Origin of the sequence: Actinomycetospora sp. NBRC 106375 (assembly GCF_030269665.1) — a bacterium.
In the GTDB taxonomy this organism is placed as follows: Bacteria; Actinomycetota; Actinomycetes; order Mycobacteriales; family Pseudonocardiaceae; genus Actinomycetospora.
Genome location: NZ_BSTS01000007.1, coordinates 63,268 through 76,649, shown reverse-complemented (window position 1 = coordinate 76,649; position 13,382 = coordinate 63,268). Strand labels below are relative to the sequence as shown.

15 protein-coding genes are annotated in these 13,382 nt (G+C 74.4%); 2 read left to right on the top strand and 13 right to left on the bottom strand.

Annotation, left to right across the window (positions count from 1 at the left end; translation table 11 throughout):
* Positions 1–2: 2 nt before the first annotated feature.
* The 9 genes from QSK03_RS13360 to QSK03_RS13320 all read right to left on the bottom strand — a co-directional run bounded on the left by QSK03_RS13360 (position 3) and on the right by QSK03_RS13320 (position 7,980).
* Entirely contained in the window at positions 3–458 is a 456-nt protein-coding gene (locus QSK03_RS13360; protein WP_285652634.1) for a hypothetical protein, read from the bottom strand.
* Positions 459–479: 21 nt separating this feature from the next.
* Positions 480–2,141, bottom strand: a complete 1,662-nt coding sequence (locus QSK03_RS13355) for a class I adenylate-forming enzyme family protein (RefSeq protein ID WP_285652630.1) — start codon at positions 2,139–2,141, stop codon at positions 480–482.
* A gap of 112 nt (positions 2,142–2,253) precedes the next feature.
* Complete coding sequence (locus QSK03_RS13350; protein ID WP_285652627.1) at positions 2,254–3,087, bottom strand: alpha/beta fold hydrolase; 834 nt, start codon at positions 3,085–3,087, stop codon at positions 2,254–2,256.
* Positions 3,084–3,482: a helix-turn-helix domain-containing protein gene (locus QSK03_RS13345; protein ID WP_285652624.1), complete on the bottom strand. Its 399-nt coding sequence runs from the start codon at positions 3,480–3,482 to the stop codon at positions 3,084–3,086. Before QSK03_RS13345 ends, QSK03_RS13350 begins: the two co-directional genes overlap by 4 nt.
* A 19-nt stretch (positions 3,483–3,501) precedes the next feature.
* The gene (locus QSK03_RS13340; RefSeq protein WP_285652622.1) at positions 3,502–3,840 is read right to left on the bottom strand and encodes a hypothetical protein; all 339 of its coding nucleotides are present in this window, start codon (positions 3,838–3,840) and stop codon (positions 3,502–3,504) included.
* Between the two features lie 185 nt (positions 3,841–4,025).
* On the bottom strand, positions 4,026–4,217 hold the full coding sequence (locus QSK03_RS13335; RefSeq protein ID WP_285652620.1) for a hypothetical protein: 192 nt from the start codon (positions 4,215–4,217) through the stop codon (positions 4,026–4,028).
* 174 nt (positions 4,218–4,391) lie between these two features.
* Positions 4,392–6,179 carry a PHA/PHB synthase family protein gene (locus QSK03_RS13330; RefSeq protein WP_285652617.1) on the bottom strand — a complete coding sequence of 596 codons (1,788 nt, stop codon included), beginning with the start codon at positions 6,177–6,179 and terminating at the stop codon, positions 4,392–4,394.
* Positions 6,180–6,335: 156 nt separating this feature from the next.
* The gene (locus QSK03_RS13325; RefSeq protein ID WP_285652614.1) at positions 6,336–7,196 is read right to left on the bottom strand and encodes a class I SAM-dependent DNA methyltransferase; all 861 of its coding nucleotides are present in this window, start codon (positions 7,194–7,196) and stop codon (positions 6,336–6,338) included.
* A 172-nt stretch (positions 7,197–7,368) separates the two neighbouring features.
* Positions 7,369–7,980, bottom strand: coding sequence for a hypothetical protein (locus tag QSK03_RS13320; RefSeq protein ID WP_285652611.1), 612 nt, complete (start codon positions 7,978–7,980; stop codon positions 7,369–7,371).
* A gap of 183 nt (positions 7,981–8,163) precedes the next feature.
* On the opposite strand from QSK03_RS13320, the gene QSK03_RS13315 reads away from it, so the two are divergent.
* Positions 8,164–9,420 (top strand): alpha-hydroxy acid oxidase, encoded by a 1,257-nt coding sequence (locus QSK03_RS13315; RefSeq protein WP_285652609.1) that lies wholly within the window; start codon positions 8,164–8,166, stop codon positions 9,418–9,420.
* Here the strand turns inward: QSK03_RS13315 and QSK03_RS13310 are convergent.
* Together QSK03_RS13310 and QSK03_RS13305 are read right to left on the bottom strand one after the other, a co-directional pair.
* Entirely contained in the window at positions 9,417–9,896 is a 480-nt protein-coding gene (locus QSK03_RS13310; RefSeq protein ID WP_285652607.1) for a nitroreductase/quinone reductase family protein, read from the bottom strand. The genes QSK03_RS13315 and QSK03_RS13310 overlap by 4 nt on opposite strands.
* Positions 9,897–9,922: 26 nt before the next feature.
* On the bottom strand, positions 9,923–10,813 hold the full coding sequence (locus QSK03_RS13305) for a sterol desaturase family protein (protein ID WP_285652605.1): 891 nt from the start codon (positions 10,811–10,813) through the stop codon (positions 9,923–9,925).
* Between the two features lie 67 nt (positions 10,814–10,880).
* Between QSK03_RS13305 and QSK03_RS13300 the strand changes: the two genes are divergently transcribed.
* Positions 10,881–11,513, top strand: a complete 633-nt coding sequence (locus QSK03_RS13300; RefSeq protein ID WP_285652602.1) for a TetR/AcrR family transcriptional regulator — start codon at positions 10,881–10,883, stop codon at positions 11,511–11,513.
* On the opposite strand, the gene QSK03_RS13295 is transcribed toward QSK03_RS13300, so the two are convergent.
* Together QSK03_RS13295 and QSK03_RS13290 are read right to left on the bottom strand one after the other, a co-directional pair.
* Positions 11,503–12,396 (bottom strand): hypothetical protein, encoded by an 894-nt coding sequence (locus QSK03_RS13295; protein WP_285652599.1) that lies wholly within the window; start codon positions 12,394–12,396, stop codon positions 11,503–11,505. The two genes, QSK03_RS13300 and QSK03_RS13295, sit on opposite strands and share 11 nt — an antisense overlap.
* Positions 12,393–13,370, bottom strand: a complete 978-nt coding sequence (locus tag QSK03_RS13290; protein ID WP_285652596.1) for a hypothetical protein — start codon at positions 13,368–13,370, stop codon at positions 12,393–12,395. The genes QSK03_RS13295 and QSK03_RS13290 overlap by 4 nt, the downstream gene beginning before the upstream one ends.
* Between the last annotated feature and the right edge of the window lie 12 nt (positions 13,371–13,382).

Sequence of the window (13,382 nt, the reverse complement as noted above, 5' to 3'; positions counted from 1 at the left end):
GGCTAGCTCACCGGCTGCAGGGGACTGTCGGGCGACGCGGGCGTCGCGCGGGTCTCGAGGCTGCGGATGGTCTGGGTCATCTCCTCGCGCGCGGCGGCCGTGCCGCGCACCCAGCCGACCCAGCGCTCGGGCGCGGAGCCGTCGGAGCCGCCGGGGGTCTCGGCGACCAGCGTGCGCGGCCGGCGCAGCACCCACCGGCCCGGGAAGAACGCGGCCAGCGCGAGCAGGATCAGCCAGACCCACCACGGCACCACGACGCCCTGGCTGCCCGTGAACCACCACGCCAGCAGGGCGACCCAGAGCAGACCCATGATCGAGACGATGCCGATGGCCGCGAGCCGGCCGCCCTGCATGTCGTGCTCGAAGTCCTCGCCCGTGGCGGGGTCGACCCACTCGAGCTTCTGGCGCACCATCCACTGCCGTCCGTCGGCGGCGCGCACGATGCGGATCCGGGCCATGGGAGCCAGCCTAGCGCCGCTCTAGCCTCGGTCCGAGCCCTGCTCACGGCGCCAGACGGGCGCGCCCAGGCTTCCGTCCCCACCCAGCTGGTCGCGCAGCTCGCGCTTGAGCACCTTGCCCGCCGCGGACACCGGCAGGGCGTCGGTGACGTGCACGGCGCGCAGCCGCTTGTAGGGGGCGACGTGCTCGTCCAGCGCGGCGGCCAGGGCCGCCCCGAGATCGGGGCCCGCCTCCTGGCCGGCCGCGAGCACGACGACGGCGACCGGCTCCTCCCCCACGACGGGGTCGGGGCGCCCGACCACCGCGGCCGACGCGACCTCGGGCCGCGCGACCAGCAGCTCCTCGAGCTCGCGCGGGTACACGTTGTAGCCCTTGTAGAGCAGCATGTCCTTGGCCCGGTCGACGATCTCGAGCTGGCCGTCCTCGCCGACCACGCCGACGTCACCGGTGCGCAGCCACCCGTCGACGAGCGTCTCGGCCGTGGCGTCCGGGCGGTCCAGGTAGCCCGCCATCACCTGCGGGCCGCGCGCCCAGACCTCCCCGGCCTCGCCGGGCGCCACGGGCTCCTCGGGCGCGCCGAGCCGGATCTCGGTGTCGGGCACCGGGACGCCGACCGTCCCGACCCGGCGGTGCGCCGAGCGCGCGGTCGCGCCCATCGTGAGCCCCATCGTCGCCTCGGTCATGCCGTAGCCCTCGACGATCACGGCCTCGGGCATGCGCTCGGCGATCCGGTGCGCCAGCGCCAGCGGCATCGGCGCGGCCCCGGACGTCACCGTGCGCACCGAGGTGAGGTCGCGGTCCGCGGCGTCGGGGTGGGTGAGCACGGCGTGGAACAGCGGCGGCGCGCCGGAGATCGTCGTCGCCCGGTGGGTCGCCACGTCGGCGAGGAGCCGGGCGGGGTCGAAGCGCTCGTGGACGACGCTCGTCGCACCCGAGACCACCGCGACGCCGATCCCGCCGATGGTGCCCATCGCGTGGAACCACGGCGCCACCGCGATCCCGAGGCCCTCGCCGAGCCGGATCGGCCACTCCTCGGGCGGGCCGATCTGCTCGAGGCCCACGTCCCCGGCGACGCCGGGCACGGGCCGCGAGCCGCTGCCGTGGCAGGCGTACTGCAGGACGTTGGTGACGACGTTGGCGTGGGTGAGGACGACGCCCTTGGGGCTGCCGGTCGTCCCGCCGGTGTAGGCGAGGTGGGCGCGGGCGACGGTCGGGTCGAGGTCGACGACGGGCGGGGTGTCGGCGTCCTCGACCTCCGCGAACCCGACCCCGTCCGTGGCGAGCAGCGGGACGCCGGAGCCGGTGTCCTGCAGCCCGATCACGAGGACCGCTCCCGCGTCGGCCAGCTGTCCCGCGACGCCCTCGGCCGGCAGCTGCGGGCTCACGGGCGTGAACGTGGCCCCCGCGAGCAGGATCCCGTAGTAGGCGACCGGGTACGACAGCACGTTCGGGAGGTGCACGCCGACGACGTCGCCGGGCGCGACGCCGCGGGAGTGCAGGTGGTGCGCGAGGCCGCACGCTGCCCGCCAGAGCCCGGTGAAGGTGATCTCCCGGTCGTGGTGGCGGAACGCCACCCGCTCCCCGTAGCGCCGGGCGGCGCCGTCGAGCAGGGCCCCGACGGGGACCTCCGGGTAGGTCAGGTGTTCGGGGACCCAGGTGCGCCAGCCGGCCGTCGTGGTCACCGGCCGAACCTAGGCTGCCGCTTGATCCGCCGGAAGGATCGCGCGTCAGCGCTCCTCCGTCGCGCTGCCCCGCGCTCCCCGGCGGTGGACAGTCGTTCAGCTGTCCAGGAGGTCAGCTGTCCAGGAAGTCCTCGACCACCGGGCCCAGCTCCCGGGGGCGGGTCAGGATGCCGACGTGGCCCCCGGCGTGCAGGTGCACGGTGGCGCGGGGCAGCAGCGCGCCCATGATCCGGGCGTTGACCACGGGGATCACCGGGTCGCGCCGCCCGGCGAGCACGAGGGTCGGCGCCGAGATGAACGGCAGCACCGGCAGGCTCGTCCACGTCAGGAGCGCCGTCAGCTGGTAGACGTAGCCGCGCGCGGACACCCGCCGGGCCCGGTCGAAGACGGCGTCCACCGCCTCCTGGTCCTCCCCCACGTAGATCTCCGCGCCGGCGTCGTGCCGGTATCCGCGGTCGTTGTAGCGCCGCGGGGTCAGCATCTTGGCCAGCACCGACAGCCGCGCCGGCACCATCATCGCGCCGGTGCCGGTGCTCACCAGCGCCAGCCGGCCCGTCCGGTCGGGGTGCTGGAGCGCGAACTGCTGGGCGATCCCGCCGCCCCAGGACAGGCCCAGGACGTCCGCCCGCGCGTACCCGAGCTGGTCGAGCAGGCCCGCGAGCAGAGCGGCGAGGCCCGCCATCGGCAGCGGAGCCCACGGCACCGGCGAGCCGCCGATGCCGGGCACGTCGAACCGCACGACGGGACGGTCCTGGTCGAGGACGTCGACGAGCGGGTCCAGGAACTCGAGGCTCGCGCCGATGCCGTTGACCAGCACCAGCGGACGCCGCCCGGGCGCGCCCGGGCGGTGCGCGACGTGCACGCGGTACCCGTGGACCACGAGGTCGGTGACGACCTCCGGCGCGGGACCCGGGGCAGGGTCGGGGACGGCGGCGAGGGCGCTCACGACATCGCTCCGGTGTCGGGCGTCCCTGCGGTGTAGCTGCGGTACACGGAGATCAGTGCCTCCTTCTGGGCGTCCGAGAGCCGGGGGTCGGCACGGATCGCCCGTTCGGTGGACGTGTCCGGCGCGACCCCGGCGGCTCCGGCCGCCTGTTCACGGACCAGGCCCGCCTGCAGGAGCAGGGTCTCGGCCGAGATGTCGAGGGCCTCCGCGATCGCGTGCAGCACACGGACCGACGGCTCGTGCAGCCCCCGCTCGACCTGGCTCAGGTACGGGTTGGAGATGTTGGTCAGCGCGGAGAGCTGGCGCAGGGAGAGGCGCGCGAGCTTGCGCTGGCTGCGGATGAACCCGCCCAGCGCGCGTCGGTGCTCCTCCCACGCCCCGCCCGGCTCGGCCACTCATCCGCTCCGGGGTGGCTCAGCCGCGCGCGCTCGGCGGCGTGACGACCGTGATCGCGCGCAGCTGGGGCGCGACCGCGTCGAGCACCTGGTGCGCGGCGGCGCGCTGCGCCTCGAGGACCTGGACGCCGGTGTCGTAGAAGCGGTCGACGGCCTCCCCGGCGGTCTGCGGGAGGCGCGCGGCGAGGTCGCCCTGGTGGGCGTCGGCGCCGAGGACGCCCGACATCCCGGGGACGCCGCGCAGCACGGTGGCCCAGCTCTCGGCGACGGAGCCGGCGAGCTTGAGACCCGCCTCCTGGACCTGGGCGATCACGTCGAGCGCCTGGTCGCGGGCCTGGTCGGCGGTCGGGGTGGCCATGGGTGGTTCCTCCGCGTCGTCGGTGACGGCGCTCAGTTTACCAAGCACGACCGCCCCGACGCCCGACCTCGGTGATCGCGGCCACCCGAGCGAGGCGGCACGAAGCGGAGCGGGAGCTGCCGCGCCGGAAGCGGATGAGGCGGCACGCAGCGCAGCGGAGCTGCCGCGCCGGAGGCGGATGACAGTCACTCCATCGGCGGAAGCGATCCCAGCAGGCGTCGTCGCTCCTCGGTGACGCGCGACGAGCACGACGCGCACGGGCACCGGCCGTGCCGGCTCGCGAGGAGGAGGTCCAGGCGCAGGAACGTCTGGTCGTAGGCGGGGCCGACGGCGTCGTCGACCTTGCGGCGCAGGGCGACGGAGGCGTGGCGGTTCATGGGGCAACACCCTCGGGGTGAAGGCGACACGGGCGATCGGTTGCGAGAGACGCTCCTGCATTGCGCTCCTCGCAACACGGTGACGACCACATCCGGGCTCGTCAACCGTGGATCGCCGCGTGGACCTCACCCGTTACCCAGCGTCACCCGGGCGAAACCTCGGTGCGGCGTGGATCACCCCGTGCCCAGCACGTACGACCCCGGTGCGTCACCGAGCGGGGGGTACTCCGCCGACCCCACCGGCGGCGGCGTGCGCATCCCGCCACCGCGCTCGTCGATCCAGTCGCGCCACGGCTCCCACCACGAGGCGGCCACCTCGCTCGCCCGAGCGAGCCAGCTGTCGGGGTCGGGCTCGGCGGAGCCCCCGACGGTGCCGATCCAGTGCTTGGCCTTCTTGCCCGGCGGGTTGACGACGCCGGCGATGTGCCCGCCGTTGGACAGCGTGAACGTGACGTCGCCGCCCAGCAGACCGGTCGAGGTGAAGGACGTGCGCCACGGGGCGATGTGGTCGTTCACGGCGGCCACGATGAACGTGTCGTTCGCGATCGACTTCAGCGAGAGGTGCTCGCCGAGCAGCTCGAGCTCGCCGCGCGCCAGCTCGTTCTCGAGGTAGAAGTGGCGCAGGTAGAAGGCGTGCATCTTCGCCGGCATCCGCGTGGAGTCGGAGTTCCACGCGAGGATGTCGAACGCGGGCGGCGCCTTGCCCTCCAGCCAGTTCGGCCCGACGTAGTTGAAGATCAGGTCGTTGGCGCGCAGGAGGTCGAACGTGGAGGCCATCGAGTCGGCCGGCAGGTAGCCCGTCTTCGCCATCTTGCGCTCGAGCCGCTCGACGATCTCGGGGTCGACGAAGCTCGCCACGGGACCGGGGTCGGAGTAGTCGAGCAGGGTGTTCTGCAGGGTCAGCGAGTTGACGCGCTCGCCCTGGCCCCGGGCGTTGAGCATGGCCGTGGCGATGGTGGCCATCAGCCCGCCCAGGCACAGCCCGACGAGGTTGACCTTGTCCGCGCCGGTGATCTCCTGGGCTACGTCGATCGCCGCGAGCGGGCCGAGCTCGAGGTAGTCGTCCAGGCCGGTGTCGGCCATGGACTCGTCCGGGTCGCGGTAGCTGATGACGAAGACGGTGTGGCCGTGCTGCACGGCCCACTCGAGGAAGCTGCGCCCGGGCGCGAGGTCCATGACGTAGTACTTGTTGATCCACGGCGGGCTCACGACGATCGGGATCTCGTGGACCTCGTCGGTCTGCGCCTCGAACTGGATCAGCTCCATGAGCCGGTTGCGGTAGACGACCTTGCCCGGCGTCGCCGCGAGCTCCTGGCCGACGCGCAGGTTCGTGCGGTCGACCTGCTGGGGGCGGCCCTCGTTGGTCGCGAGGTCGTCGAGCATCTGGCGGAAGCCGGCGACGACGCTCGATCCGCCGGTCTCGAAGGCGCGCTTGAGCGCCGCCGGGTTGCCGGGCAGCAGGTTGGTCGGCGAGAGCACGCTGCCCAGGACGTCGGCGAGCATCTCGGCCCGCTCCCGCGAGGACTCGTCGAGACCCGCGGCGTCGACGAGGTCGTGCAGCGTGGCGACGAGCGCGAGGTACTGCTGGCGCAGCCCCCAGTAGACGGGGTTCTCCTCCCACGTCGTGTCGCGGAACCGGCCGTCCTTCTCCACCGGCACGGGACCGTCGGCCGTCGACCCGAACGCCCGCGCCACGGCCGCCGTCCCGATCCGCGCCGCGAGCGCCGCGTGGCCGGCGACGACGCGCCCCACGTCCGCCGGGTGCGTCGCGAGGCCCTGGGCGACCTGGACGACCGTGCGGCCCCACAGGGCCGGGTCGACCTCGGCCAGGACGTCCGCCGGCACCACCGACTCGAGCGTCGTGGCGACGTCGATGACCTTCGGGGGCTGGAACAGGGCGGTGCTGCTGACCTCCCTGGTCGAGCTCCGCTGCGCTCCGTCTCCCGAGTGCTCCACAGTCATGTCGGCGAACCTCCACGTCGACGCCTCACCGACGCGCCAGACCTGGCACGCCCCGAGCGTCAGTGTGCCCCGCTGGGACCTGGGTCACACGGGTTACCGGCGAGACGGCGAGCGCGGACCTCGGGGTCGAGCTCCCGCTCCGCTCCGTCTCCCGCCTCAGCCCGCCAGCGGCGAGCGCTTGCGCGCGATGATCCCCTCGTAGAGCAGCGGGCTGCGGTCGGTGGCGAGCCGGTGCTGGAAACGCTCGCGGCGCACCACCTCGAGGGCGCCGGAGCGGATCGACTCGCCGATCATGCCGCCGAAGCCCGACGTGTCCGTCTCCGCGAGGAAGGCGTCCTTGATCGTCAGGACGATCCAGCCCCCGTCGTCCACGAGGTCGTAGGCCGTGCGGAACGCGGCCGGCGGGATGTCGCCGAAGCCCAGGGCGGCGACGACGGTGAGGGCGTTGAGGCGGTGCCCGGCGAGCGTCTCGCGCGTCGCGGCGGGCAGGGCCGTCAGGTCGGCGACGTGGTAGTCGGCGTAGAGGCCGGGCCGGTCGCGCTCCGCGGCCTCATGGGCCTCGGGGAGGATGTCGACCCCGACGGCGTGCGGGACGCCGATGGCGGCGAGCTCCTCGGCCATGATCCCGTTGCCGGCGCCGAGGTCGAGGACGCGCAGCGACCCGGCCTCGACGCCCGAACCGCCCAGCGCGTCCTGCAGCAGCCCGACCATGAAGCGCGGGGAGTCGCAGCCGAGGACGTCGTAGAAGATCTTCTCGTAGAGGCCGGGCACCCGGAAGATCCGGTCGTAGTCGTGGAACCGGTACTCGCCCCACGTCCCGTCGGGCTCGGCCACGACGCACCACTCGTCGTCCTGGCTGAACTTGCTGCCCGGCTCGGGCAGCGCGAGGCGGATGGCCGCCCGGGCCGTCTCGAGGTCGACGGGGTGCCCGGGCGCCGATCCCGCGGGGCGTCCGGCCTGCTCGAGGACCTCGTGCCTGGTGCCGTTGCCGTTGCCGCTGACCGCTGTGGGTGCCATGGACGACTTCTCCTCCCGGTGTCGCCCACCGGGGGCGACGGAGCTGGACGCGGGCAGGGGACATCACCCGCGTGGAGCATCACGCGCACCGATCGTCGTCAGGCGTCACGGGGAGGGTCAAGGCAATGGCGTCAACGTCACGGCGCGACGCGATCACGTACCGCGACCGCCGTCACCCCCAGCGACCGCCGCCCTGCGGGCCGCGCGGGTCGTACCGCGCCGTGCGCTCGTCCTGCTGGGGGTAGGGGTCGGCGTAGGGGGCGGGCCGCTCGTAGGTGCCGTAGCGCTGGTCGTAGCGACCGTCGTACTGACGACCGCCCCACCCGCTCTGGGAGACCGGCCGGACGGCGGTGCGGGAGACGCCCGAGAGCATCGAGATGATCGCCAGCCCGATGGCCGCGTAGAGGATCGCGGTGGCGATGTGGTCGACCACGCCACCGTCGGCGAGGAAGACCTGCAGGAGCAGCACGACGAGCACGAGCAGCACGATCGCGGAGAAGAAGGTGGCCGGTCGCGGCGTCGTGAGCAGCAGCAGGTGCAGCAGCGCCGTGCCGGCGAGGGCCGCGATGACCGCGCAGACCGGGATGATCGTCATGGCGTTGTCGACCAGCGCGCCGCTGCGCTGCGTGGTCTGGATGCCGAGCTCGAAGACGTTCGAGATGATGAGGACGCCGACGATCGCGATGCCCGCGGCGACCACCGCCGTCGCGACCCCGCCGGCCCAGAGGCGCTTGCCGAGGACCTCCACGTCGCCGTCGTCCCACGAGCGCTGCGGGTAGCTCACGACCGTCGTCCTCTCGCCCGACCACCGGACCGCCGCGGCGGCGACGGATCCGCGACGGTTGTACCGCACCGGGCCGCGCCACGGGCGGACCATCCCCGCCGACGGCCGCGCCGCCCGGCTTGACGTCGGGCGCGCGGCGCCGTTCGGTTGGGTGACGACGCCCGCCCGAGAGGATCGAGGCCGATGACGCCCCCGCCGACCAGCCCGTCCGGGTCCGGTCCCCGCAGTCCCCGCACCCCGCGCCGCCTGCCGCGCCCCTCCGAGTTGCGGCCGCTCCTGCGGGTCGCGCGCCCCGAGCTGGACTCGACGCGTCGGCGGCTCGCCCGCGCGCACACGGTCGCCGACCTGCGCGAGATCGCGCGGCGTCGCACGCCCCGCGCCGTGTTCGATTACACGGACGGCGCCGCCGAGGGCGAGCTCTCCCTGCGCCGCGCCCGCGACACCTTCGCGTCGCTGGAGTTCCGGCCGTCGGTGCTCCGGGACGTCTCGCAGATCGACACCTCGACGACCCTGCTGGGCGGGCCCTCGACCTACCCCTTCGCCTTCGCGCCGACGGGCTTCACCCGGATGATGCACCACGAGGGCGAGGTGGCCGTGGCGCGCGTGGCCGGGCGCCTCGGGGTGCCGCACACGCTCTCGACGATGGGCACCACCTCGCCCGCCGACCTCGCGGCGGCCGCCCCGGACACCCGGCGTTGGTTCCAGCTCTACCTCTGGCGCGACCGGGCCGCGAGCGAGGAGGTCGTGCGCCGGGCGGCGGACGCCGGCAACGAGGCGATCATGCTGACCGTCGACACCCCGGTCGGCGGAGCCCGCCTGCGCGACGCCTACAACGGCCTGACCATCCCGCCGGCGCTCACCGCGCGGACCCTGGTCGACATGGCACGCCACCCGCACTGGTGGCTGAACGTGCTGACCACCGACCCGTTGGAGTTCGCGGCCCTGACGTCGTGGGAGGGCACGGTCGCCGAGCTCATCGACACGATGTTCGACCCGGCGCTGAACCTCGACGACCTCGCCTGGCTCCGATCCACGTGGAACGGACCGCTCGTGGTGAAGGGCGTCCAGACGGTGGAGGACGCGCGGCGGGTGGTCGACGCCGGCGCCGACGCGGTGGTCGTCTCCAACCACGGCGGGCGCCAGCTCGACCGCGCGCCCGTCCCCCTGGAGACGCTGCCGTCGGTGGTGGCCGAGGTCGGCGGCGAGGCCGAGGTCCTGCTCGACACGGGGATCATGTCGGGCGCCGACATCGTCGCCGCCGTCGCCCTCGGCGCCTCGGGCTGCCTGGTCGGCCGGGCGTACCTCTACGCCCTCATGGCCGGCGGTGAGCGCGGCGTCGAGCACCTCGCGACGATCCTCACCGCCGAGATCCGCCGGACGATGGCGCTGCTCGGGGTGTCGTCGGTCAAGGACCTGACCCCGGACCACGTCCGCCTCTAGCGCGTCGGAGTGAGCACCACGAACGGGATCGTGCGGCCGACCTCGTCGGCGCGACGCCGGTAGCCCTCGAAGGGGCCGTAGGTGGCGAGCGCGGCGGGCCAGAGGCGCTCGCGCTCGGCGTCGTCGGCCACCCGGGCGTGCACCGGGCGGACCTCGTCGCGCACCTGGGCGGTCGTGTCCGGGTGCGCCCGCAGGTTGTGGAACCACGCCGGGTGCCGCGGGTGGCCGCCGTAGGACGCCACGATCACGACGTCGTCCGGGTCGTCGGGGTGGGTGAAGTAGAGCAGCGGCGTGGTGCGCGGCGCCCCGCTGCGCGCGCCGACGTGGTCGAGCAGCAGCATCGTCGGCATCCCGGGGATCGTGTGCCCCAGGCGCCCGCCGGTGCGGCGGTAGAGCGCGATGTGGGCGCGCGTCACCGCGTTCACGACCGGCGCCAGGCGGTCCAGGATGCGGCCGAAGTCGCGGGTGGAGACCATCGGCGCACCGTAGGGCGCGCGTGCGCTCAGCGCCGGGGCAGCACGGGCTCGCGCGGCGGCGGGCCGCCGGAGGGCTGCCAGCCGGGCGGACCGACGACGTAGCCGAGCCGGTCGCGCCACCGTCGCGCCGATCGCACGTCGCGCGCGATGTCGGCGTAGTGCCCGTACTGCAACGTGAGCAGGTTGTACGTCTCGACGGGCGTGGTGAGCCCGTAGGACGGGCGCTCCCGCTCGGCGGCGAAGGTCCCGAACAGCCGGTCCCACACGATGAGGATGCCGCCGTAGTTGCGGTCGAGGTACTCGGGCTCGGTGCCGTGGTGGACGCGGTGGTGCGACGGCGTGTTGAGCACGAACTCGACCGGACGCGAGAGCCTGTCGACGAGCTCGGTGTGCACGAAGAACTGGAACACCAGGTTGACGCCGAACGCCACGTACAGCGTCCACGGCGCGAACCCGAGCAGCGGCAGCGGCAGCCAGAAGAAGAACTCGAACCAGGGGTTCCACTTCTGGCGCAGCGCGGTGCCGAAGTTCATGAACTCGCTGGAGTGGTGGGCCTGGTGGCCGGCCCAGGCGATCCGGACGCGGTGGCTGAAGCGGTGGTGCCAGTAGTAGCCGAGGTCGACCCCGAGCACGACGAGCACCCAGTACCACCACGTGTCGGTCGGGAGTCCGAACGGCGCGAGGTAGGCGTAGACGACGCTGAAGCCGAGGAACGTGACGACCTTGAACAGTGTCAGGAACACCAGCGACACGACGCCCATCGAGATCGACGCCCGGGCGTCGCGCAGCGCGTACCCGGTGACCGAGTCGTCGTGGTCGAGCCACCGCAGCGCCGCGAGCTCGACGAGGATCGCCAGCACGAAGAACGGGGCCGCGTAGGTGACCGGGTTCTGCAGCGGGTCGAGCAGCGCGTCCATGGGCTCCCCTCCGATATGACCGACGGGTAAGTTACCGCATGGTCATATCGCGCGGTAGGGTCGTCCGGTGACGCCCCGACCGAACGCCGGCACGAAGGGCGTCCCCCGCGCCGACCGCGAGCAGGAGATCGTCCGCGTCGCCTCGGTCGCCTTCGGCACCCAGGGCTTCGCCGCGACCGGGATCGCGGACGTCGCCCGCGCGGCGGGGATCTCGAAGCCGCTCGTCTACAGCTACTTCGGGTCCAAGGAGGGCCTGCACGCGGCGTGCCTGGCCGAGGCGGGCGATCTCCTCGTCGCCGAGATCGAGCGGGTGGCCCGCGACGACAGCGCCGGCGTCGAGCGCGGCCTGCGGACGCTGGCGGGCATGTTCGTCGTGCTCGAGGACCGCCGTCACCTCTGGCGCCTCCTGCGCGACCGCACGGCGCCGTCGACGGGCCCGGCGGCCGAGGTGGTCGCCCGCTACACCGAGCGGATCGGCGCCCTCGCCCACGAGGGGGTGCTCGAGCTGCTCGACGGCGCCGGGATCACCGACGAGCTCGACGTGTCGGCGATGGTCCGCACGTGGCTCGGCATCGTCGACTCGCTCGTCGACTGGTGGGTGGCCCGCCCCGACCAGAGCGCCGAGGAGATGACCCGGCGGGTGACGCGGCTGATCGGCGCGCTCGTGGCCGACCGTGCGGACGCCGCTCCTACAGCGTGAGCAGCCGGTCGAAGAACTCGCGGTAGCGCTGCACCGCCCGGCGCAGCTCCTCGGTCGACGGCTCGCCGCCGAGGACCTGCGGGTCGAGGGCGCTGCGCTGGTCGGTGAACGTGCGCGAGAGCTCGCCCAGTACCTCGCCGACCAGCCCGTCGGCACGCGCCGCCGCGTCCTGCGGGCGGTCGACGAACATCATCCGCACGTCCTCCCACTGCGCCCGCCACTGCGAGGCCCGGTCGGGGTCGAAGATCGTGCCGTGCTCGGCGGGCTGCCGGCCGTCCCCGGCCTCGGGGGTCGTGCCGTCGTGGGCGCCGGGCGGTGCACCGCTGTACCCGGCCTGGTCGCCGTACCCGGCCTGCCCGTCGCCCGCCGGCTGGCCCGGCGCACCGTGACCGTGGTCCGGCGGCCCCGGGTACGCCCCGGGCTGCCCACCGACGCCTGGTCCGCCCGGTCCGCCCGGCGCCTGCCCGGCCTGCCCCGGCGCCGTGTCGTACTGCTGCGGCGCCACGGCACCCGCCTGGTGCCCGCCGGGCTCGCCGTGGCCGCCGCCGTACGCGGCCGCGGGGTCGCCGTAGTGAGCGCCGTACTGCCCGGCCGCCGGCTGCTGCCCGGCCGCCGGCTGCTGCCCGGCCGCCGGCTGCTGCCCGGCCGCCGGCTGCTGCCCGGCCGCCGGCTGCTGGGCGCCGGGCTGCTGGGCGCCGGGCTGCCGGGCGGCCGCGTCCGGATACCCGGCTCCCTCGTGCTGCCCGCCGTACGCCTGCTGGTCGTCGGTGTGCCGGACCTGCTCCGGCACGCCGGCGTTCTGCCGCGGGTCCTCGTCGTACCCGCCGGGGCGCTCGTGGCCCGCCGTCGGGTCGGTGGGGCGGCCCTGTTCGGGGTGACTCATGGCCGGGGCTCCTGGTGTCGGTTGGGGCCGCCGGACGCGGGCGGCGCCGACGACGGACGAGGCGGGACGGGCCCGCCGGCGGGCGGCCCTGACGGCGGCGGGCCCTCGTGGGGTGGCCTCTGGTGAGGTGGCCCCTGCTGAGACGGAGCTTGTGGCGGCACGCCCTGCTGCGGCACGCCCTGCTGCGGCACGCCCTGCTGCGGCACGCCCTGCGGGGGAGTGCTCTGCGGAGGCGGGCCCTGCGGCGGGCCACCCTGAGGAGGCCCGCCCTGCGGCGGCGCTCCCCCGGCCGGCGCGCCCTGGCCCGGGGCGCCCGCGGCCGCCGGGGCGATCCGTTCGGTTCCGGCGTCGGGGTGCCCGATGCGGCCGTCGTCCCCGCCACCCCCGCCACCCGGGATGCGCTCGGTGGTGCCCGTGGGTCCGTGACCGCCGTGCCCGTCGTCCTCGTCGAGCATCGCCTCGACGAGGGTGCGGAACGCGGTGAAGGCGGACCGCAGGTCCTCGGTGCTCGCCGTCCCCTGCCGGTGGGCCGTCACGACCCGCTGGGCCTCGCGGTAGTCCTGCACCAGGTGGGGCTGGGCCACCGAGAGGTCGTCGGTGCGCCGCTGTCCCCCTTCGACGGGGTAGCCACGCGTGCGCATGATCGTCACCAGCAGGGCGTCGGCGTGCTCGACCGCTCCGCCGGGATCGTCGACGAACCCCCGCTGGACCTGCTGCCAGTCCGCGTGGAAACGCTCGCGCTCCTCGGGCCGGAGCGACCGCAGCTCGTGCTGGTCGTGGCGGTCCTTGCGCTCGCGGAGCTCCTTTTCGGCCCCCTTGCGGTCGCCGGTCTCGGCGACGCGGCGCTCGTACTCGGGACCGAACTCCTGCTGGAGCTCCTGCTGGCGCCGGCGCCGGGAGAGGACGAGTGCGGCGACACCGGCCACCGCCAGCAGCACCACCACGATGACGATCACGACGGCGACGGTGCCCATCGCGGGACCCCT

Bases quoted from the DNA above. Each gene is read 5' to 3' on its own strand.
- QSK03_RS13335 (WP_285652620.1), bottom strand. From the start codon at position 4,217: ATGAACCGCCACGCCTCCGTCGCCCTGCGCCGCAAGGTCGACGACGCC.
- QSK03_RS13295 (WP_285652599.1), bottom strand. From the start codon at position 12,396: ATGAGTCACCCCGAACAGGGCCGCCCCACCGACCCGACGGCGGGCCAC.
- QSK03_RS13360 (WP_285652634.1), bottom strand. From the start codon at position 458: ATGGCCCGGATCCGCATCGTGCGCGCCGCCGACGGACGGCAGTGGATG.
- QSK03_RS13310 (WP_285652607.1), bottom strand. From the start codon at position 9,896: ATGGTCTCCACCCGCGACTTCGGCCGCATCCTGGACCGCCTGGCGCCG.
- QSK03_RS13315 (WP_285652609.1), top strand. From the start codon at position 8,164: ATGACGCCCCCGCCGACCAGCCCGTCCGGGTCCGGTCCCCGCAGTCCC.
- QSK03_RS13325 (WP_285652614.1), bottom strand. From the start codon at position 7,196: ATGGCACCCACAGCGGTCAGCGGCAACGGCAACGGCACCAGGCACGAG.
- QSK03_RS13305 (WP_285652605.1), bottom strand. From the start codon at position 10,813: ATGGACGCGCTGCTCGACCCGCTGCAGAACCCGGTCACCTACGCGGCC.
- QSK03_RS13290 (WP_285652596.1), bottom strand. From the start codon at position 13,370: ATGGGCACCGTCGCCGTCGTGATCGTCATCGTGGTGGTGCTGCTGGCG.
- QSK03_RS13330 (WP_285652617.1), bottom strand. From the start codon at position 6,179: ATGACTGTGGAGCACTCGGGAGACGGAGCGCAGCGGAGCTCGACCAGG.
- QSK03_RS13340 (WP_285652622.1), bottom strand. From the start codon at position 3,840: ATGGCCACCCCGACCGCCGACCAGGCCCGCGACCAGGCGCTCGACGTG.